General features: G+C 37.2%; 14 protein-coding genes and 1 pseudogene. All 15 read right to left on the reverse strand.

Going from position 1 to position 21,187, the window contains the following annotated elements:
* Positions 1-236, reverse strand: a pseudogene (locus ABDZ63_RS12835) (hypothetical protein); the annotation flags it as partial.
* 161 nt (positions 237-397) lie between these two features.
* Positions 398-1,471 carry an ATP-binding protein gene (locus tag ABDZ63_RS12840; RefSeq protein WP_343784074.1) on the reverse strand — a complete coding sequence of 358 codons (1,074 nt, stop codon included), beginning with the start codon at positions 1,469-1,471 and terminating at the stop codon, positions 398-400.
* A gap of 63 nt (positions 1,472-1,534) precedes the next feature.
* Positions 1,535-3,094: an ATP-grasp domain-containing protein gene (locus ABDZ63_RS12845; RefSeq protein ID WP_343784076.1), complete on the reverse strand. Its 1,560-nt coding sequence runs from the start codon at positions 3,092-3,094 to the stop codon at positions 1,535-1,537.
* Positions 3,095-3,113: 19 nt separating this feature from the next.
* On the reverse strand, positions 3,114-4,544 hold the full coding sequence (locus ABDZ63_RS12850; protein ID WP_343784078.1) for an acylphosphatase: 1,431 nt from the start codon (positions 4,542-4,544) through the stop codon (positions 3,114-3,116).
* A gap of 13 nt (positions 4,545-4,557) precedes the next feature.
* Positions 4,558-6,207: an acylphosphatase gene (locus ABDZ63_RS12855; protein WP_343784080.1), complete on the reverse strand. Its 1,650-nt coding sequence runs from the start codon at positions 6,205-6,207 to the stop codon at positions 4,558-4,560.
* Between the two features lie 24 nt (positions 6,208-6,231).
* Positions 6,232-7,863 (reverse strand): acylphosphatase, encoded by a 1,632-nt coding sequence (locus ABDZ63_RS12860; RefSeq protein ID WP_343784082.1) that lies wholly within the window; start codon positions 7,861-7,863, stop codon positions 6,232-6,234.
* Positions 7,856-9,196, reverse strand: a complete 1,341-nt coding sequence (locus ABDZ63_RS12865) for an ATP-grasp fold amidoligase family protein (RefSeq protein ID WP_343784084.1) — start codon at positions 9,194-9,196, stop codon at positions 7,856-7,858. Before ABDZ63_RS12865 ends, ABDZ63_RS12860 begins: the two co-directional genes overlap by 8 nt.
* Positions 9,197-9,215: 19 nt before the next feature.
* Positions 9,216-11,834: a glycosyltransferase gene (locus ABDZ63_RS12870; RefSeq protein WP_343784086.1), complete on the reverse strand. Its 2,619-nt coding sequence runs from the start codon at positions 11,832-11,834 to the stop codon at positions 9,216-9,218.
* 5 nt (positions 11,835-11,839) lie between these two features.
* Entirely contained in the window at positions 11,840-14,341 is a 2,502-nt protein-coding gene (locus ABDZ63_RS12875; protein WP_343784088.1) for a glycosyltransferase, read from the reverse strand.
* 27 nt (positions 14,342-14,368) lie between these two features.
* Positions 14,369-15,886 carry an ABC transporter ATP-binding protein gene (locus ABDZ63_RS12880; RefSeq protein WP_343784090.1) on the reverse strand — a complete coding sequence of 506 codons (1,518 nt, stop codon included), beginning with the start codon at positions 15,884-15,886 and terminating at the stop codon, positions 14,369-14,371.
* A gap of 13 nt (positions 15,887-15,899) precedes the next feature.
* Positions 15,900-16,706 (reverse strand): ABC transporter permease, encoded by an 807-nt coding sequence (locus tag ABDZ63_RS12885; RefSeq protein WP_343784092.1) that lies wholly within the window; start codon positions 16,704-16,706, stop codon positions 15,900-15,902.
* 26 nt (positions 16,707-16,732) lie between these two features.
* Positions 16,733-17,524, reverse strand: coding sequence for a glycosyltransferase family 2 protein (locus ABDZ63_RS12890; protein ID WP_343784094.1), 792 nt, complete (start codon positions 17,522-17,524; stop codon positions 16,733-16,735).
* 19 nt (positions 17,525-17,543) lie between these two features.
* Positions 17,544-18,665: a glycosyltransferase gene (locus tag ABDZ63_RS12895; protein WP_343784096.1), complete on the reverse strand. Its 1,122-nt coding sequence runs from the start codon at positions 18,663-18,665 to the stop codon at positions 17,544-17,546.
* 77 nt (positions 18,666-18,742) lie between these two features.
* The gene (locus tag ABDZ63_RS12900; RefSeq protein ID WP_343784098.1) at positions 18,743-19,861 is read right to left on the reverse strand and encodes a glycosyltransferase; all 1,119 of its coding nucleotides are present in this window, start codon (positions 19,859-19,861) and stop codon (positions 18,743-18,745) included.
* A 33-nt stretch (positions 19,862-19,894) separates the two neighbouring features.
* Entirely contained in the window at positions 19,895-21,184 is a 1,290-nt protein-coding gene (locus tag ABDZ63_RS12905; protein ID WP_343784100.1) for a UDP-glucose dehydrogenase family protein, read from the reverse strand.
* Positions 21,185-21,187 lie beyond the last annotated feature (3 nt).

Genomic DNA, 21,187 nt, shown 5'->3' on the forward strand with positions numbered 1-21,187 from the left:
GCTTCCTCGGGTTCTTCATCTTCCTTGGCTTCTTCAGAAAAATGAGACCCTTCTTCATTATCTTCTTCTGACTTTTGTTTACCTTCCTCTTCTTCAGTCGAAGCCTCTACTTCTGATTTTTCTGTTACCTGAGCTTGATCTTCATCCTTAACCTCTTCCGCCTTGACTAGATGTGGACTAAAGTAAAACATAGTGAGAAATATAATCGCTAGACTCATAGACTTAAATAGTTTCACCTGTCTCCCCCCTTATTTTATATTTTCACACTTATATATTATCGACAAAATTCTAATATATTTCAATATTAAACTGCATATTTTGTAAAAATATGCAATTCATGAATAATAAAGTATCTAACCCTGAATTTATAGTAATTAGGATTAGATACTTTATTTTTCTATTTATAATTGTTTACATAAAATTCAAGAATTTCCCCAGCCATATCACGTTGCTCACCATAAAGGGGGAATTGTGAAACGGGCGCTGGTGAAAACTCTATTTCACTTACTACATAGTTGTTTCTTGTGGGTTTTGAAGTAACATCGTTGGCAATAATATCCACTCCCCCATATCGCATACCTGGAATTGAGCTTAAAGCATTTATTGCTATTTGTTTATAATCCTTGTGACAAGCATCTGTAACATCAATACTATCTCCACCTGCTGATAGATTCGATTGTCCTCTCAAAGTAACTTCTTCATTTTTTTGCGGTATATCATTAAGAGTGTGTGAATTTATTTGAAGAATTTCTAATTTTTCTTCCTCTTCAGGTATCAAGTAATTCATTAAGTATGGGTTTTTTGCTCTTTTTTTATTCTTTTGTTTAATTAATTCAAGAATAGTTGATTTCCCATCTCCTAAGACATTCGCCCTTTTCCTATGTGTTACTGAAATAACTTTATTATCAATTACAAAAAAACGATAATCTTCACCATTAACAAACTCTTCTATTAGGATTTGATTAGTTTTTTTGTCTTTTCTATATGCAGAGAATGCTTTCTCTATTGAAGCAATTAAGGATTTATCATCGCTTATATTGGTAGTTATCCCTCTCCCTCTCGATAAACTTAATGGTTTAACAACTACAGGGTATCCTAAACTCTTAGCAAATTTAACAGCACTATTTATTTCATTTTTAGAGAAGGTTTTTGATTTGGTTACATTAATTGCATTATCTTCAATAAAGTCCTTAGCAATATCTTTTCTATCACACAACCTTTTACCTACCATGCTTGAAAAAGGTCCGTTCATTTGATTAAAACTTATACCTTTCCCATTTTTTAAATAGACGGTTAGTAAATTTTTTGTATGCCTTTTAACTTCCAGGTTCTTTTTTATTGCTACAAGTTCTAAAAGACCAGATTTAATTGAAATATCATTTTTATTCGCATCTTTTACAAACAAATATGCTTCTTTTTCATCGATTGAAAACTTATTTTTACTAAATGTTTTTTTTAAATTCTTAATCACCTTTTCACCTCATATCAATTACATTCCAACACTTTTCAGTTTAACTTAACGGACATATAGAACTCATTCCTTATTAATTTTTAAGAACTTTAGAATTCTCTTTTTGCTATATTGTTGCTTTAACTTATTTAATTCTTTTCTGTTCTTTTCCAGTTGTTTCTTAAGGTTTTTATTTTCTTTAACTAAAGCTTTAGATTCTTTTAAATTAAAACCTATACTTATTGGTTCATTATAATCTTCTATTTCAAAACTCTCTACAATAATATTTTTAGACTTTTTATTAGTTAATTCCATAATAAATTCATTATAATTTTCCTCATTTGCAGTGATCTTTAGCTCAACAGAAGTTGTTTTGAGAAACTCGACACTCCCATGTAATTTATACCTATTGAATAACTTTTTTAACCAGTTTATTGTTATATCCTCTTTAAAGCTACCAAGTAAATGAATCTTTTTAACTATAAAAGCTCCCGTTGGATGATTAGAAATTAATAATTCTTTAACGTTGTTTTCAAGTACTAATTGTTTTACTGGATCATATTCAAAATAAAATAGTGGTTTATCAGAAACATATCCTTTATTAATAGTTTCAGGGAAATAATAATCAATTAGCTCTTTGGGTATATCAGGTGCCTCACCAATCATTGGGTAAAGGTGGTTACGTATTGATGGTTTTGAATTCATTTCTAAAACCACTCCATAATTTTCATCATGGTTTACAATAAGGTCCACCCCGGCTTGTACTAACCCTGGAACAGCTTTCACTGCATTTACTGCAATATTTTTCATTTCTTCAGTTAACTCATGAGATGCTTCAATAGGGTCGCCACCTGAAGAAACATTATTTTTAGTCTTAAGGGCAACGAACTCACCTTTAGATGGGACACTTTTCATAGTATATCCTTTTGAACGTAACATTTTATGGACTTCTCTGGTAATAGTTATAGGTTTTTTATACATCCCTGGAATCTCAACTCTTTTTGCATTTTTATCAGCTAAGAGTTTCTCAATAGTATCTGTCCCGTTACCTACTACATTTGCTGGTAATCTTCTAAAAGCCCCAACTGCTTTTTCTCCTACAACAAAAACTCTATAATCTTCTCCAGTAATATATTTCTCAATGATGATATTTTCGGAACCTAGATCTTCAATTAAATACTTTATTGATTCGTTAAGGTCATGGTCACTATTAATGTTGCCAAAAACACCTTTTCCACCTTTTCCGTCTACGGGTTTTATCGTTACAGGATACCCGATTTCATGAGCAATTTTATTCAGTTCAGTAAAATCTGTTCCTTTATCAAAAGCTTTTCCTTCTGGTGTTGGGACACCTGCTTTTTTCAAATATTGTTTGGTTAAGTCTTTATCAACACAGATGTTAACTGCTTTGGTTGAAACTTTACTACTTCTAGTATGTCTAAAGCTAACAGAATTGTTTCCGTCACTGAGTGTATATTTCAACACGTATTTTTGGGAACCTTTATGGTAAAGGTTTGAAAAACTTAGTTGTAACCCTCTCCTCCAACCTTCTAGTGCAATACTATATATACTTACGCCGTATCCGTAAGCTGATTTAGGTATTGAATTTTCTAACTGTGGCAACCATTTATAGTTATCTTCCATATAATACACCCTTTCATTTTTAGCGTATTTCAAAACCAACATTTATCTGCTTGTCCCATTTAAGCTCTTTAACTTGTTCAACACTACTCTTTTTAGAACCTTGCCATAACTTTTGCTCGAACTCCATAAGTTTCTCATTACTAGAAGTCCAAGCAATTACTACAACGTTTCCGTTTTTTAAGTTTTTAACATATCCATTAATTCTAGATCTACTAGCTTCTCTTCTGGCCCATTCTCTATATCCTACACCTTGAACTTTTCCACTTATTATATAACGTTTTACATAAGTATTGTTTGAATCTAAATTTGTAATTTCAACAGATTGTACTAGGCGATCTTTTAGTAAATCACTTACCTTTTTATAATTGAAGTAGACTTTACTATTTATTGAAACATCTTTAGTTTCAGGATAATAATGATCTATAATCTTTGCGCAAACATTAATTGGCTCTCCCTTTAATGGGAAGATATGTTGCAAAAAAGAAGCTGTGGTGTTTATTTCTATTACATACGCTTGATTTTCCCTAACAATAATATCTAAACCTGCATGATCTAATTTGGGAAATACACTTATTGCTTTAATAGCTTCGTGTTTCACACTACTTGGAATTTGTTCATCTTTTAAGTTATTTGACTCTCCACCTATAGAAGTATTTGCAACAGTATTTAGGTATATTTTTTTATTCGATTCAAGTAATGAGTCTAAGCTATAATTTATTTTATCTAACTGCTTTTTTAATTGATTATCTATTTTGATTAATTTTCTAGAAAGATGGGGGTTTTGTTTCCTTAATTCATTTTTTTGTTCAATTAAGTTGTTGATTGAATCAGTACCATTACCTATCACATTAGGCGCTTCCTTTAAAGTACAAGCAACAACTTCTTCTCCAACAACATATACACGGTATTCCTCGCCTTCTATATGTTGTTCTACTAAAACATCATTATAGTCTAGCTCATTTCGAATATAATTAACAGCATATTCTAAGTCCTCTTTACTATTTACATCTGTAAATACTCCATTTCCCAGGCTGCCTAAAGTGGGTTTTATCGCTAATGGATAGCCCATGCTAAGTGATTCATTAATTATTTCTTCACTTGTAAAACTTGAATCAAAGTTTTTGCCACTTGGTACGTTTACCCCATTACTCGCTAAATGTTGCTTCGTCTCATCTTTACTACTCGCGATATCAACTGCTTTATTAGGTACCTTATCTCCTCTTGAACGGTAAAAATAATGTTTTTTATCTTCGGAAGATAATGAATAGATTTTACCAATTGGATTAAACCCTATTAGTTTAATGTCTGTGTCATGAGGTGTATCGTAATACCAAGTTAAATTTAATCCTCTTCTCCAACCTTCTAGTGCAAGAAGGTAAGAATCAATATTAAAAGATTTTATCCCCCTGATCATCGGTTTTGTTAACCAATCTGGAAAGTTCTCTCCCATTAAAATCCCCTCTTTATTTAGGTTTAATCATACTTTTCATTCTCACACTTGCATCCCTTAATTTTCCAGTAGTCTTCCACGAAGTACTATTAACAATCTTATCAATCTCTTTCTCAAGCTTATCCTTACGCTTTTGACTCTTATGAAGTTCACGCTCCATATTATAAATGGCCGACCCTAACGAGCTAAAACTTTTAGGATTATATGGCTCATCTATTTCAAATCCTATTTTAATTGGATCCTCAAAACGCTCTGACTCGATCTGACGGATTTTCACTTTCTTTGGTGGGTTGTTTAATAGTTCTCTAAATTCGCGTACTTTTTCTCTATTTGTTCCAGCGACTACGACATCGACTTCATCTTTCAGTGAGCGTTGGACGAAGCCGTGGAGGCCGAGTGCTTGGGCTTGTTCTTTCATCCATTGGTGGAAAGAGTTGCGTCGTACTTTTCCTTTTAACGTATACCTCTTTGCGTATAATTTGCCGTCTGGTGCATCGTTTACATCGACTTCAATTGCTGAACGGTCTGTTAGTGGTTCTAGTACCGCATTTAGATCGAAGTAGACCTTTGATTTACTTGTGTCAATTCCTTTGGTTTCTGGGAAGTAGTAGTCAATAATCGCCTTGGGAATGTCTCGCGCTTTACCTTCTGATGGGTAAAGAATGCCTCCGATTTGTGCTGTTGGGTTTAATTCGATTACAACTGGTGGAATCCCAGTTGTTTCGTCATAAATGATATCAACGCCACCATGGTATAAACCTGGTACTGCTTTTAGTGCTTTGACGGCTACTTCTTTAATCTCTGTTGGGATTGTGTCGGTTACATCAATCGGGTCTCCGCCTGATGATACGTTTGTTTTTTCGCGTAGATAGATGAGTTCACCTTCTTCTGGAATGCTGTCGTAGTTGTAGCCAGCTTTCTCAATGAACTCTGTAATTTCTATATCGACTTCAATTAGGCAACTGTGAAGTCTTGCGTTTTTACGGCGTTCTCTATTTTTACGATTGATCAGCTCTTCGATTGTATGTTCACCATCTCCAACGACGTTAGCTGGTACTCTGTTATATGCTGCAATGACTTCATCTTCAATCACGTAAACACGGTATTCTTCTCCTGTTATATAGCGTTCGACGATGATGTTCTGATACTCTAACTCGCCACGAACATATCTTAAAGCGTGGAAGAATTCCTCATCATTCTGAATATTGGTAATGACCCCGTTACCTAAACTACCATCAACTGGCTTGACAACGAGTGGGTATTGAACTTCAGTTTTCGATTGCTCTACCACTTCTTCATCTGAATGTTCTTCACTAAATAGTTTTCCGATTGGACAAGGTACGCTTTGATTAAGTAAATAACGCTTTGTTTCATCTTTATCTGATCCGATTTCAACGGCTTCGTTCGTTATTTTATCACCACGTGTTCTGAAGAAGTAATGGGTGTGTTCACCGTTGCTTAATGAGAATAAGCGTCCAGGTGGGTTAACACCAAAGATGACCATGTCTTTAAAATGCTCAGAGTCTTTCGTGTACCATTTTAAATTAAGACCACGGCGCCAACCTTCTAAAGCAACAGAGTAAGCGCATAATTTTGTTTTCCTCGCTTGCCTCACGACATCATTAGTTAAATGAGGTAATGTAATCATTTGTTGGTCTTTCATTATTCATAACTCCCTAGTTTTAAATTAAGATCTTCTCGCAAATTTCGTAATCGCACCAAATAACCGAATCGGGTATGATACGCGCCAAGAGAAGCTACTTTTATAGTTTTTATAGTTTTTCTCTAAGGTGTGCAGTTCTTGATTAATTAACTCTAATGACTGTTGTAATTCTTGTGCTCTCTCTAGTTGAAGGTGTTTAGCTGTTCTTATTTCAACTCCGATATTTAAAGGTCCGTTATATGATTCTTCTTTAACATTTTCTATTTCTGAACGCTCTGGGTCTTCATATATGGCATCTTTAAATTCATTTATAGCTTCTTCATCAGTTCCAGAAGCAACAATCTCAATGCTATCATCTTCAAGCATGATTACTCGTCCGAATAAATAACGTTCAAATAATTGCTTGCGTAATCCGAGATGGAATCCGTGGTTTCCGACATCTCCTGTTACAGTATACTTCTTAGCAAGTAATTTCCCTTCAGGAATTGGGGTCATCGCCGCTACTTTAGCTGTTCGTGTTAATAAAGGCTCTAACACGGTCTCAAGGTCGAAGTATAGACGGCTTTGATCGTCAGTTATTGGATCTGTTTCAGGGAAGTAATGATCAATAATCGCTTTTGGAATATCATTTGGCTTCCCTTTCATTGGAAATACAAGTCCACCAATTTGGGCTGTTGGGTTTAACTCAAGTACAACAGCTTTTGGGGTCTCTCCACTTTCATCAATCATTACGTCGACAGCGCCATGTTCTAGTCCAGGAACAGCTTTTACAGCGGCTACAGCTGTGTCTTTTATAGATTGTGGTAATTCATCTGTTACACTAACCGGGTCTCCTCCAATTGATATATTACTTTTATCTGTTAAATATAGCTTGTCTCCTTTAGGTAAAATAGACTGTAGAGAATAGCCTTTCTTCTCGATGAAGTGGCGCATCTCTGGGCTTGGTTTGATTAAACAACTAACGAGTCTAGGGTTTTGTTTCTTTTGTTCATTTTTTGTATCGATTAATTGTCTGATTGTCTTCTCACCATCACCAACGACATTGGCAGGTTCACGTAACATCGCGCCTACAACATCATCACCAACAACATATAAGCGGTGTTCATGCCCAGGAATATATTCTTCAATAATGAGATCACTTGTTTCAAGTTTATTCTGGATATATTGAACGGCATACTCAAGCTCTTCTTCTGAATTAATATTCGTCATAACGCCTCGTCCATAGCTGCCATCAGATGGTTTCACAACAAGTGGATAGCCAACTTTCCCCGCTACTTCCTTTGCTGTGTCAATTGAATCTAGCTGTTCGATTCTTTGACCTTGAGGTGTTCTGACCCCTTTATGTTCTAAGTGGACTTTCGTTTGTTGTTTATCTTTACCTATGTCGACTGCCGCATTAGATACGAGGTCACCTCTTGTTTTAAAGAAGTAATGGGTCTTCTCTTTTGAACTTAATGAGAAGAGGTGTCCTGGCTTTTCGACAAACCAAGTTCTAATATCTTTAAACTTCTCTGAGTCTTTAACGTGCCATTTTAAAGTAAGGCCTCTTCTCCATCCTTCTAAAGCCATTAAATAGGCGTCTAACTGAAACCCTAGTGCATTCTCAATCATATCTGGCTTTAAGTGAGGAAGCCATTCTTCATTAATCTTATCCATCTTGCTCCTCCTTGGGTGTTGCTAGTTGGTTGTTCCATTGGTTAAAGGTCGTGAAGATTTTCCCGTTTAGTAAATCTGCTTTAATTCGTGATTCGGCTTTTAAGTAATACTGACCTAGTTTCAGGTCTGTTTCCAGGTCGAATTCATCATAGTTACCTGGATATGGCGTAAACTCATTAAATATATAGTCGTCGTTTGATTTCATTAAATCAATTCGTATAAACGGTAACGGGATCTGTTTACTGACCGCTTCAACTTTATTGATAATCTCCTGTGTGACACCCTTACCTTCGAATAATCGATCATCATATTTAGCTAAGCTAACCCTCTTCCCATCTTTACTCCACCAACAGTATTTCACTTCTGGCACTCTCGTTATTTCTAATATGAGTGCAACTTCACCATAAAATGTATAGAATTTAAAATCTGTTGATGAATGTTGATCTTCTCCGATCAGCTCTTCTAAGTACCACTCATCTTTCAGTACGTCACCTTTAGATAAGTCTTGCCGGATTGAGGCTTTTAATTGCTCCCAATCATTTAACACTTCGCCTGTTTTAATGTTTAAGATTTGATTTGGACTCATGGCTAAATAGACGCCTCTAGACCCGGCTCCTTCTGTTGGCTTAATGACTGTTGGGTATTGTTCTAATAAAGTCTCATACCCTTTGTAAATGGGGCTTACCCAAGGTCTTTTTAATTGCAGATGATCGGCTAATTGATAGGCGTTCATTTTATCGTCAAGTTGTTTTTCGATTGCTTGTTCATCTTGTTGTGAACGGGCTGCCTGTAAATTAAGTAAGCCTGTAAATGACGCCATCTGACTTAAGTTAACGTCTTTATTTAAATTTCCGTAACGAATAATGTATTCTGGGATCTCTTCAATATTTAATTGATCGACAATCGTTTGGTATAAGGCTTGTCTAAAGTCGTTCTGTTCTTTGTGATAGGACCTAGCTAGTTTATTTAACGTGTCGGTATAGTTACGGTCTGTTTGTTGTTTGTTGTGTAATAATCTATTGGTATAATCAATCGTTTGACCGGTTTGTTTTAATTCTTTAAAGTTTAATGTTTGATTAGCTTCTGGGTGTTCGATTTGTAACCCGGCCACTTCATGTTTTAATGTTTCAATTTCGTTTAAGCTTTGAATGTATGCTTCTTTATAGGCTGTTAACTCTTTAGAGCGGTTGAACAGTTTGGAAGGCCAAGTTAACCATTTGGATATCTTGTACCAACGGCTCTTTTCGATCTGGTTAATTTGCTTTTCGAGTTGTTTGTTTTCATGGTTTAGTTTCTTTAGGTCTAGTTGGTCTTGAATCGGATCTTGACTCATGGCCTTCCCTCCTCTTGATTTAAATCCCTTCAGAGTCTGTCAATGCTCCGGCGATTCGTTTGTGGTGTAATGAATAGCCGAATGTTTTCTCAACATATTGGAATGCGGTTTGAACTTGCCTTTCATACCAGTCAGGGTCGTCCATCAGCTGATGAATCGTCTTCTTGACGTCATACCACTCGACATAAATAGCTGCTTCACCGAAAACGGGCTTATATATTGGCGGTAATATGACCGGTATACCTGCAGACATTGCTTCAAACATGACACGCCCGAATGCTTCCATTAAATCAGGGTGCGTATAATATAAAAACACATCAAGGTCTTTTAAAAACTCTTTGGGATCTTTCTTTCCAAATTGATAAATCGTCCAATTGTCTGGTTGATACCCTAATAATTCGACAGGTGATTTCGCACCACCTAAGATGTGTACTTCAAATGGGTCTGTCTCTGGATAAACGGATAACAGAACTTCTTTGTCAGTTGGCCATTTGACGTAATGATCACGCGAATGTCTACCAATTTTTATTTTATCATGGTTTGGTCTATTTGGGCGTTGCCATTCTGATAAATTGATGATGTTTAACCAATCTTCTTTCGATAAGTTAATATATTTAAGGTCTTCTTGGTGATATTTCTCTAGGCTATCTCGCATGACTGGGCCAATTGGGTACCAAATCCCTTTCTTACCGAAATAATCTTTTGTACGATTAGCGGTTTTCTTAATGTCGTAAAGCGTTCTAGCGCCTTCACTATACTCGTGCTTTGGCGTTTGATTCACGATCACTTTAAGCTGTTTAGCCTCAATCTCTGGTACGTACCTTTGCCATTCTTCTAAGATTGGCGGGTGCCTTACAATGAGTAAATCACAGCTCACTTGCTCTCCATAAACAACCATCGATACGTGCTCACCGTCGATTTGTTTTCTTACTTGTGGGTTCATCTGCTTTGATGAGGTGACATCAAATCGATTCAGTTGAACGAGTCCTGTTGTTAAGCCTAATTGTCTTTGTGCTTTCATTTCTTCGATGTTCGACATGTTCGTTCCACCTAAAAGGCGGAAGTCTGAAGCAATGATGACATCGAAATGACGTCTTTCTTGTTGTTTAGACTCACGCTCCGGTTTCATTGGCTCTGGTACCGGAAATGGGCGTAGTTTCATTGGGTATGGATAGTATAAGTCGTCTTCTTGTTCTTCATGGTATTTCGTTTGGGCTTCTTTATATTCTTTCCTAGCGCCCATGAAAAATCCTGGATACCCGAAGGCAGAACTACCTGTAAGTGAGCCTGATGATTGTCTTTGAAAAGAAAGTGGTCCTGATTTTAAATCAATAACAGCTTCTTTCCCGAATATAAGCTTTAGCCTTGTCTTAAATTCACCATCTGCCCCGAAGCGTACACTGTCCCAATAGCCTAATTGTTCTAATGCTTGTTTTTTAAACATGAGTGATGACATATTCGAAAAGATGTAAGTGCCTGGCTTACCTCTTCTATAAAACGTCATGTCATCTGTTAGCCTTGCTTGTTCTGATGTATTAGCCACAGCATTCGGGTGATCGATTAAATGTCTGACTTGGGTTTCGATCTTCTCAGGGTGTGACCAGTCATCCGCATCATTGATCGTAATAAAGTCACCCTTCGCAAGATTTAACGCTTCGTTTCTTGCGACATATGGTCCGCTGTTTTCCTTCGTTTGAAGCACGCGGACTCTAGAATCTTTCTTCTCGTATTGTTTAGCTACTTCATACGTCTCATCCTGGCTACAGTCATCAACAATAATCACTTCTAAGTTCTCATACGTCTGCTTAAGCATTGATTCGATTGCGACATAGATCGTATCAGCTGAGTTGTATGCTGGAATGATGACAGTTGCGAGCTGGTCATATAATTTCTTAGGTAAGTCTGGTGTAACATCGATTAATGAGTTGTAGTCTTGTTGATCTTGACTCTTTTGTCCGAGTAATGGTTTCATTCCAGTTTGTTTTAACGCTTTATTGATATAGACCATTTGGCGGCTAAAGTTTGGCTGTAAACTCGCTTTTGCTAATAGTAAATCGGCATGAACATTTTCCTTTAAAGCTTCATCTATTAATTGATTGGCTTCATCACGATCACCTAATAGAAATAGTGATTCAGCTTTAAGTACTTTCGCTCGTTCAGCTCGCTTGTTATTTTTATCCTTTTGAATGATTGGATTTAAGTAGTGGATCGCTTGTTTCGCTTGGGACTTATCATATTGATTAGCGTACCACAGCCCTAACTCAAATCCTGCTTGCATTCGAACCGCTTTTATATCGGATTTATTAAACATATATGTCAATTCTTCTAAAGCTTTAGCAGTAAAGCCCATTTCATATAATTGGTACTTTACTTTACGTATCTTTTGATTAGCTTTCTTTTCATTAATATTCGGATTAATGAATTCTCTTGGGCTCCGTTTTCTTGTGGCGTACTTTTTTGCTAGTCGGATATTGCGCTTAATAACAGGTGCTTTTTGAGCTAATAAGTGACTAACCACGTTATGCTTGACTGTGTTGTAATGTTTCTTTTTCGAATAATAGTCAACCGTTAACTGTTCATTTAACCGTCTCGCTTCTTCTAGTTGTTTATTAACATGGTTAGTCTCTTGTTTAGACATCTTCTTTAACACTCCTTTAAGCGCTCGGCATGTTTTTGATAGCCGAAATGTTTCTCAACATATTGAAAGGCGACTTGGGTTTGCTTTTCGTATTGTTCATCATTAGCCATTAAATCATCTACAATCGATAATACGTCATCTGTTTCAGCATAGATCGCCGCTTCTTTAAAGACTGGTTCAAACACTGGCGGTAATATAACGGGTACTCCAACAGCCATCGCTTCAAATATGACACGGCCGAATGCCTCCATTAAGTCTGGATGTGTATAGTAAGCGAACACATCGATGTCTTTTAAGAATTCTTTTGGATGTAATTCACCAAACTCATAAATCGTCCAGTTGTCAGGTTTCTGACCTAATAATTCAACAGGTGCCTTAGCCCCGCCTAAGATCTTCACTTCATATGGATCGTTCTTCGGGTATACTTTGAACAACTCTTCTTCTGTGATTGGCCATTTTACAGCATGGTCTCTTGAGTGGCGGCCGATGACAATTTTATCGTTGTTCGGTCGTTTGTCCCGCTTCCATTCATCTATATTAATAATGTTAATCCAATCTTCTTCTGCAAGATGAATTAAATTCAAGTCTTCTTGGTGGTGTTTCACTAAAGCTTCACGCATAACAGGACCAATAGGAGACCACGTTCCTGCATTTTTGAAATATTCCTTTAATCGTTTTACGCTTGTCTGAATTTCGTAAAGTGTTTCACCTGTTTCACTATAATCACGTTTAGGTGTTTGGTTGACAATAACTTGTACACTTTCAGCTTCAATGTCAGGTAAATACTTCTGAGGTTCTTCTAATATTGGCGGATGTCTTAGTACTAGTACATCACAGCTCACCTTCTCACCGTAAACGACGAGCTGGACTTCCTCACCGTCAATCTGCTCTCTTACTTTCGGGTTCATGTCTTTAAGCGAGTTTAATTCATATCTGGATAATTGGACGAGTCCTGTCTTTAAACCAAGCTCTCTTTGTGCTTTAATTTCTTCGATGTTAGACATGTTCGTCCCACCGAGCAGTCTAAATTCTGAAACGATCAAAACATCAAAGTGTCGTCTTCCATTTTGTTTCAGCTCTCGCATTGGCTTCATTGGCTCTGGTATTGGGAATGGCCTATTTATCATTGGAAAATCATATTTTAATTGGTTAGGGTTTTGTTCATGATATACAGCTTGAGCATCCCGGTATTCCTTCCTCGCTCCCATAAAGTAACCTGGGAAGCCAAATGCAGAATCACCCGTAAGTGAACGGCTTGATTGGCGCTGGAATGATAGTGGTGCTGTCGTTAAATATTTAACTGACTTCTCACCGTAAGTGAGCTTCACTCTCTTAACGAATTCGGCATCACCACCGAAACGGACTTGATCCCAGTAACCTAATTCGCCTAATACTTCTTTTCGAAACATAAACGACGACATATTAGGGAAAATAAACTGTCCAAACTTCCCTCGACGATAAAAGTCGAGTTGTTCTGTCGCGCGCGCTTGCTGTGAGAAGTTCCCCATGATATTAGGATTGTCGATTAAATCACGCACTTGTGTTTCAATCTTCTTCGGGTGTGACCAGTCATCAGCATCATTGATCGTAATAAAGTCGCCTGTTGCGATATTTAATGCCGTGTTACGGGCCGTGTATGCGCCACCGTTTTCGGCTGTTTGAGTGACTTTAATCCTGTCATCAATTGATTCATACCGCTTCGCTAATTCATATGTATCATCTTGACTGCAATCATCGACTATGATGATCTCAAGATTGCGCCACGTTTGTTTACGTAAAGATTCAACCGCTGTTTCGATCATGTTGCCTGCATTATAGACTGGGACAATGATCGTTACTTTCTTGTCCCCCCGAGTGCGTTCTAACTGCTCATCACGAACATCTAGACGGTCGTATAAATCATAGTCAGCTTGGCTGAAGTGGACTGTCTTTTCATCATGTTGCTGATAGAGGCGGTTAACCCAGTTAAGTTTATCCGCTTCTTCAGTATGGGCGTTTGCCATAGCTAAGAAGACATCGGGATTATTTTGCTTTAAAAAGGGCTTTAATATTTCTTTCGCTTGATTATACTCACCTATCCCTCTTAACGATTCGGCTTCTATAATCGCCATTCGTTCACGTTCTGTTTCATCTTTCGTTAATGGCTTAAGCTCTTCTATAATTGAGAGGACTTGTTGATCATCTTCTTCTGTATATTTATTGGCATGCCAAAGAGCCAGCTCAACTCCAGCTAGCTTTTTTAAAAATGGGTTATCATCTTGTTTAAATAATTCGTTTAGTTCATCTATTGCTTTGTCGTAAAAACCAAGCTCGTAAAGTTTGAACTTCGCACGTTCAATTTTACGAACTTGTTGTTGTTTTTTCCCTGGTTTTAATACGGATTTAACGCGTTGTTTTTGTTTGTCTGTTAGTATATTGCTTAGTTTTTCTTTTTGTGACGGTTTGAGCAAGGTGTAAAGTACCCAATCGATTACTTTTGAAATTGCTCGTTTGATCGCACGTATCACGTTAACCACTTCCAACTTAGATTTATATTAACCTTTTTGTTTCACTGATTCTTTATACTCCTCAACAATCTCTATCGCATCGCCGTCAGAAACGATTTGCCCTTGCTCCATCCAGATCGCTCTCGTACAGACTTTCTTTACAAATGTCATACTGTGAGAGACGATGATGACGGCTTTGGCGCTTTCCATCATCTCTTGGATCTTCTCACTCGCCTTTTCCTTAAAGGCCATATCACCTGTTGATAAGGCTTCATCGATAATGAAGATATCTGGCTTTAACTGAGCGGCAATACTAAAGCCTAAGCGCGCTGCCATCCCACTTGAGTAGTGTTTAATCGGCTTATCAATTGACTTACGAATCCCTGAGAAATCGATAATGTTCTCTAATTCTCTGTCAACGACTTCTTTAGGGATATTAAGGAGCATTCCGTTTAGATAAATGTTATCGCGACCTGATAATTGGGTATTGAACCCTGTTCCATATCCAAGTAAAGCTGACGTTTCACCTTTAAGCATGATGCTACCTTGGTCTGGTTTTAAAATATTCGTCAGTACCTTACAAAGCGTACTCTTACCTGCTCCGTTATGTCCGATAATGCCGACGACTTCTCCTTCACGTATCTCGAAGTCTAAATCCTTTAAGGCGTTAAATGGTTGTTTACCGAGCTTGTATTGCACAGTCGCATTGTCTGCTTTTACGATCACATTGTCTTTTACTTTAGCATTTGCTTTGACTAATTCAAAGTCACGCTTCCGCTTCGGACGTTCTGGTACGCTGTCACGATACATTTTCGCTACTTCTTTCGGGTCGCCATCTGCTTTAATAACCCCTTGGTCTAACCAAACTAATCGGTCACAGTTCCGCTTAGCATATCTTAAGCTGTGCGTTACGATGATGACCATCTTCGCATCCTTTACGAGTTCTTTCATTTTAGCGGCTGCTTTTTTACCGAACTGGGCGTCTCCTGTATTTAAAGCTTCATCTAATATTAGGATTTCTGGTTGTAAGTGTGATGTCACACTGAAGCCTAAGCGGGCCTTCATACCACTTGAGTAATACTTCATCGGCTGGTCGATAAAATCACCTAAACCAGAGAATTCATGGATCGTCTCGAGATATTCATCAATTGTATCTTTAGCGATGCCTAACATCATCCCGTTTAGATAAACATTTTCTCTTCCGGTTAATTCTTTATTAAAGCCCATCCCTAAAGAGAATAGGGCTGACACTTCCCCATCCGTATACACACTACCCTCATCAGGCTTTAATATACCAGAAATGAGCTTACATAACGTCGTTTTACCAGAGCCATTTGACCCGATAATCCCAAGAATCTCACCCTTATATCCTTTTAAATTAAGGTCACGAATCGGCCAGAATTCTTTTTGTTTCGGTTCGTCGTCATCACTCTTATTAAAGATGTCAAAGACTTTCGATTTATAGTCATCCTTCGTCCCAGCCCGAAACGAAACACCTAAGTCTTTCACTTCTAAAACGACTTCTTTATTATCTTGTTTTTCTTGTGTTACTTGTTCTTCTACCATAGAACAACCTCATTTACAGTGCTTTAATAATTTTGTGTTCATTCTTGCTGTAGAACTTAACCATGATATTAAATAAAATAAACGAAGCAATTAATATGATGGTTAACCCGAGAAAGTTAGGGTCCGTTTGATACATTAAAACGTTTCTGTAGGAGTCGACAATGATCGCGATTGGATTATAGTCAACGAGAAAATCAAGCACGATGACATTATTACCAATCTCTAATTCAGCGCCTCTTAAGCGACCACCTTCCCAGATAATGGGTGATGCGTAAAATAGTATTCTGGTGAAATGGGTTAACAAATGATCAATATCACGTACAAATACCGTGATGTACGCTAAAAGCATACCAAGGCTTAAAAGAAACACTAATTGGACTAAGATAATTAACGGTAAATAAATGGATTGCCAACCCGGCATGACGCCAAAGAAGGCTAAAAATGTTGCGACAATAATTAATCCAAATGCAAAATTAATCATTTGTGTAAACGTGATTGATATTGGAAATATGGTCTTAGGTAAATAAACTTGGTTAATAATCGAACCATGCTTCATAATTGATTTAGCGGATGAATTAATCGTTGTTTGCATCCAACGCCAAGCAACTAAACCAATGACTAGGAATACGGCAAAATTCTCCCCACCACGACCTAGCACGATTCCAATCAAGAAGTAGTAGACAACGACATTTAATAGTGGGTCTAACAACCACCAAAAGTAGCCTAAATAACTGTTTCGATTGTCTGCTTTTAACCCTGATTTGACGAGGTATATTAACAAGTCTTTACGTTTAAGCATTTCTTGAAAATAGTTTTTCATAAGCGTTCCTCACACATCCCATGACTTTATATCTTGTAATTGCGCTGTTGCTGCATTTTTCTTATATAGAAATAGACGTAATGTAAGAAATACCAGGCACTTTTAATAACATTCATGCCGAAGCGTTCGCGGTAGATCTTCCAGTTTAGTTTCGCTACTTTTAATTTGTTACTGGAGATCGAATTTGATACTTTCCGGTATTTACTTAATACTTCTTGTAATGCGTAAGCTTTAACGCCTTCTCTTGTAATATCTAGCCATAATAAGTAATCTTGTCTATTCCTTATTAAATCCATTTGAACATGACCTACTTTATCACGATCTAACATAACGGTTAAACAGCCGATATGACAAAACTTTAACAAATCCTTGAAATCTAAGTCACTTGGTACTTCATAAGGTGCACCGGACAAATGGCCATCTTCATCAATCAATTTATATTTCGTATAAGAAAAGCCGACACCTCGTCTTTTCATAAATTGATATTGTTTTTCCAGTTTTTCAGGTAGCCATGCATCATCACTATCTAAAAAGGCAATAAACCTTCCTTTAGCTAGATCCATTGCAACGTTTCTTGCATATCCAGCGCCTTTGTTCTCATCAAGCTTGTGTAACTTAATTCGTGAATCTTGTTGCTTTAGCGATTCAACTATTTTGACAGTCCGGTCTTTAGAACAGTCATCGACAATAATCATTTCCCAATTATCGATTGTTTGGGCTTGAACTGATCTTATTGCTTCTTCGATAAATTGTTCTGAATTATAAGCCGGAGTGATCACTGAAATGAATGAATCGACATATTCATATTGTTGTTCCATTTAAGATACACCTTCACTTTTACTTGTGTGGCTTAATTTCTTCATACCACTTAATAAGTTTATTCTCTTCTACTCCCCAATGCAACCCGTTTAAAACAGCAAGACGTCCGTTTTCTGCCATTTGTTTTGCACGTTCTGGTTCATGACGTAGTGTTTCAATGGCTTCTTTTATTTCATTTGCATCATCAGGGTTAACGGTAATCCCGCATTGATGTTCTGTTATAAATTGTTCCCACTTCTTAAAGTTTGAACAAATAATTGGCAAACCTGCTGCCATATACTCGAAGAATTTCGTCAGTTCCTTCTTTAAGTAATGATCCGTTGGTGGGAAGATTGCAACTCCTGCTAGCCATCCGTCATAAAGGTATGCCTCTTCTATTTCATCTTTCGGGACGTATTCATCAATCCCTTTAAAATGAATCCGATTCTGATTGTCACCTGCTACACCTTTTATTTGGTCTGCAAATGACTTTTTACAATAGCCGATGTAATGCAGTTCAACTTGATCATCTATAACAGGCAACTCCGCGTGCTGAAGAGCCCCACGCTCTAATGTCACATTACCTGTATATAATAGTTTATTAGTTTTAGTATTTCCTAAATCTTCTTTATTTAAAATACGCTTACTAATAATCGGATAATTTAAGATCTCCTGGCCTGTTGGATACTTGTCTTTATAATACTTTTCTGCAATGACTTTCTCCATTTTACGACTGAAGAACTTCTCTACTAGTTTAAAAGTTTTTGAGGCGATTTTCCGCAATGGCTTAGGTAAATATTCCTTTTGAAGCATGGCGGTTTCGTAATCTTCATGAATGTCATAGATTACGGTGTTTCGTTTATTTTTAAGTAACCATGCAACGGGTAGTAGCTCTGGGTCGTGAAAATGGTAATAGTCTGCATTTAATGCTTTTGCCTGTTTGTAAGTTTCAGCTGAGCCTGAAATCATTCGCTTAAATTTATTATGATGCTTAGTCAGTGAGATCGTTTTTAACTGATTTTCTTTTATATGTTGATTAGCTTCAGGGGCGATTAACGTGACATCATAGCCCGCTTCATGTAATGACTGGCATTGTTTATAGTAAATTCTCGGGTCTAACGGGTGATGGACCGTTGTTAGGTGTGCGACTTTTAAAGGCATGCATCAGCCCCCTTTCTAATCATTAAGCTCTTTATGCGTACGTTGTTGTTATTGTGAATCGCTTTCGGTTAACAAAGTCAATCATTAAATGTATTTAAAATCACATCTTCATAACGCGATACGATTTTTGGTGCGTTGAAGAAGTCTGCGCGTTCTTTACCTAATTCAATTCTCTCTTGTATTTGTTCTGGCGCTAATGTCAATACATTAGTCATCGCATCACTAATCGCATGCTCATCGCCAACCTCACATAAGTCACCATACCTACCTTCATCTAATACTTCTGAAGGGCCTGACTTACAATTTGTTGAAACAACGGGTGTGCCACTAGCTAATGCTTCAGCAATGACATGACTAAAGCCTTCATGAATTGATGTTAAGACGAATAAATCTGACTGGTTGAAGAAGATATACGGATTGTCTTGAAATCCGATGAAATGAACGCGATCTTGGATTCCTAAACTTTCAGCTAAACTGACTAACTCTTCTTCAAGCGGACCTTCACCTAAAATAACAAGCTGTGATTTTACTTGGTCGTTCGTTTTAGCAAATGCTTTTAATAACGTATGGTGATCTTTTTGTTTAACGAGTCGACCAGCTGTGACAACGACCTTTTCACCTTTATTAAAGATCGGCTTCAAGTGATTGGGTAGAGTTCCTGATTCAATTTCATTCGTCATATTCACAATATCTAACGGGTTATATACAACTTCTATATCGTTCGGTTTTATTTTATACTTTGTGACTAGGTTTTGTTTAACCCCTTCTGATAATGAAATAACTTGATCTGTTCGATTATAAAACCGACCATATATGAAGCATTTTAAGTTACCAAGAAACGACCCACCAACGTGGTCTGCTTCTCTTACAACAACTTTAGCCTCACTAAATGATAACATCTTAGCTAGGATTGCGACCATGTTGTAATTGGGAATCGTACTAAAGATAATGTCTATGCGTTCTTGTTTAATTAACTTAGCTAACGGCCTAATCCCGTTTCTTAACCTTTTCTGCTCTAGTTTAATAAATTTGACGTCTTCTTTTACGTATTGTTCATATTCACCATCATGGTTTAAGGTCACGAGCATGGGTTCGAACTTGTTACGATCAAGGTTATTCATGATGTTTAATAATGTTCTAGCAGCGCCGCCTTTTCCCATCGTATAGATGAAAAAGAGTATTTTTTTACGCTTCATAATTGTCCATCCTTTTTTAAGGGAAAAGTTTGATTAACGACCGACTGAATAATAAGTCACTTCACTTATTTCATCTTCTTTATAAATGTTACGTCCATCAAACACAATAGGATTCTCAATGGCTTGGAACGCTTCGTTGTTAAACAAGTCTTTAAACTCATCCCATTCTGTTAAGATTAAAATCGCATCAACGTCTTTAATCGTCTCTTCTGTATTATTTTGATAGTTAACGCGTTCATCGAGTACTTGCTTGGCATTATCCATCGCGATTGGATCATATGCTTTTATATGAGCACCTGCTTCTAGTAATTCTTTTGTCACGATGATCGATGCCGCTTCACGCATATCATCAGTATTAGGCTTAAACGCTAAACCTAAAACGCCAAATGTCCTACCTTCTAATTTTCCATCAAAATGATCTTTCACTTTATCAACTAATAGACGCTGTTGTTGTGTATTAACATCAACAACTTCGTTTAAAATCTTAAAGTCATAGCCAGCTTGTTTCGCAATATCGACTAATGCTTTTGTATCTTTTGGAAAACAAGAGCCTCCATAGCCAATTCCGGCGTTTAAAAATTTATTGCCAATACGCTCATCCATTCCCATTCCTGCTGCTACATCTTCAACATTCGCACCAACACGTTCACAAATGTTAGCCACTTCGTTTATAAAGCTTATCTTCGTTGCTAAGAATGCATTCGATGCGTACTTTATCATCTCTGCACTCGCTACGTCCGTTTTATAAACGGGCACATTAAATGGACGATTAATCTCTTCAATTGTGTCAGCTGCTTGACTGTCGTCTGCACCAATCACGATCCGGTCACCGTAAAATGTATCATGAATCGCAGAACCTTCGCGAAGGAACTCCGGATTCGATACAACACTTACGTTAACGCCTTCTTGTTTGTTCGCTTCTAAAATACTTAAAACGTGATGGTTCGTCCCAACTGGTACAGTACTTTTAGTCACGACGATGATGTCTTGTCGTGCTGTTTCAGCAATTTGTTTCGCGACGGTTTCAACAAATGATAGGTTAGCAGAGCCATCTTCATTCTCTGGTGTGCCAACTGCAATGTAAGCAACATCTTTATCTTTAAAGCCTTGCTTGTAATCCGTTGTAAATGTTAAATTACCGCTTCTAATATTAGCCTCAAGCAGCTCTTCTAAACCTGGTTCGTATATGGGGGATTCACCTTGCTTAAGCTTAGCGATCTTCTTCTCATCAATGTCGATACATGTCACGTGATGTCCCACGTCACTTAAGCATGTTCCTGTTACAAGTCCTACATATCCAGTCCCAACTACTGCAATATTCATAAG

The sequence above is a fragment of the Alkalibacillus silvisoli genome, assembly GCF_039521975.1.
Taxonomy (GTDB): domain Bacteria; phylum Bacillota; class Bacilli; order Bacillales; family Alkalibacillaceae; genus Alkalibacillus; species Alkalibacillus silvisoli.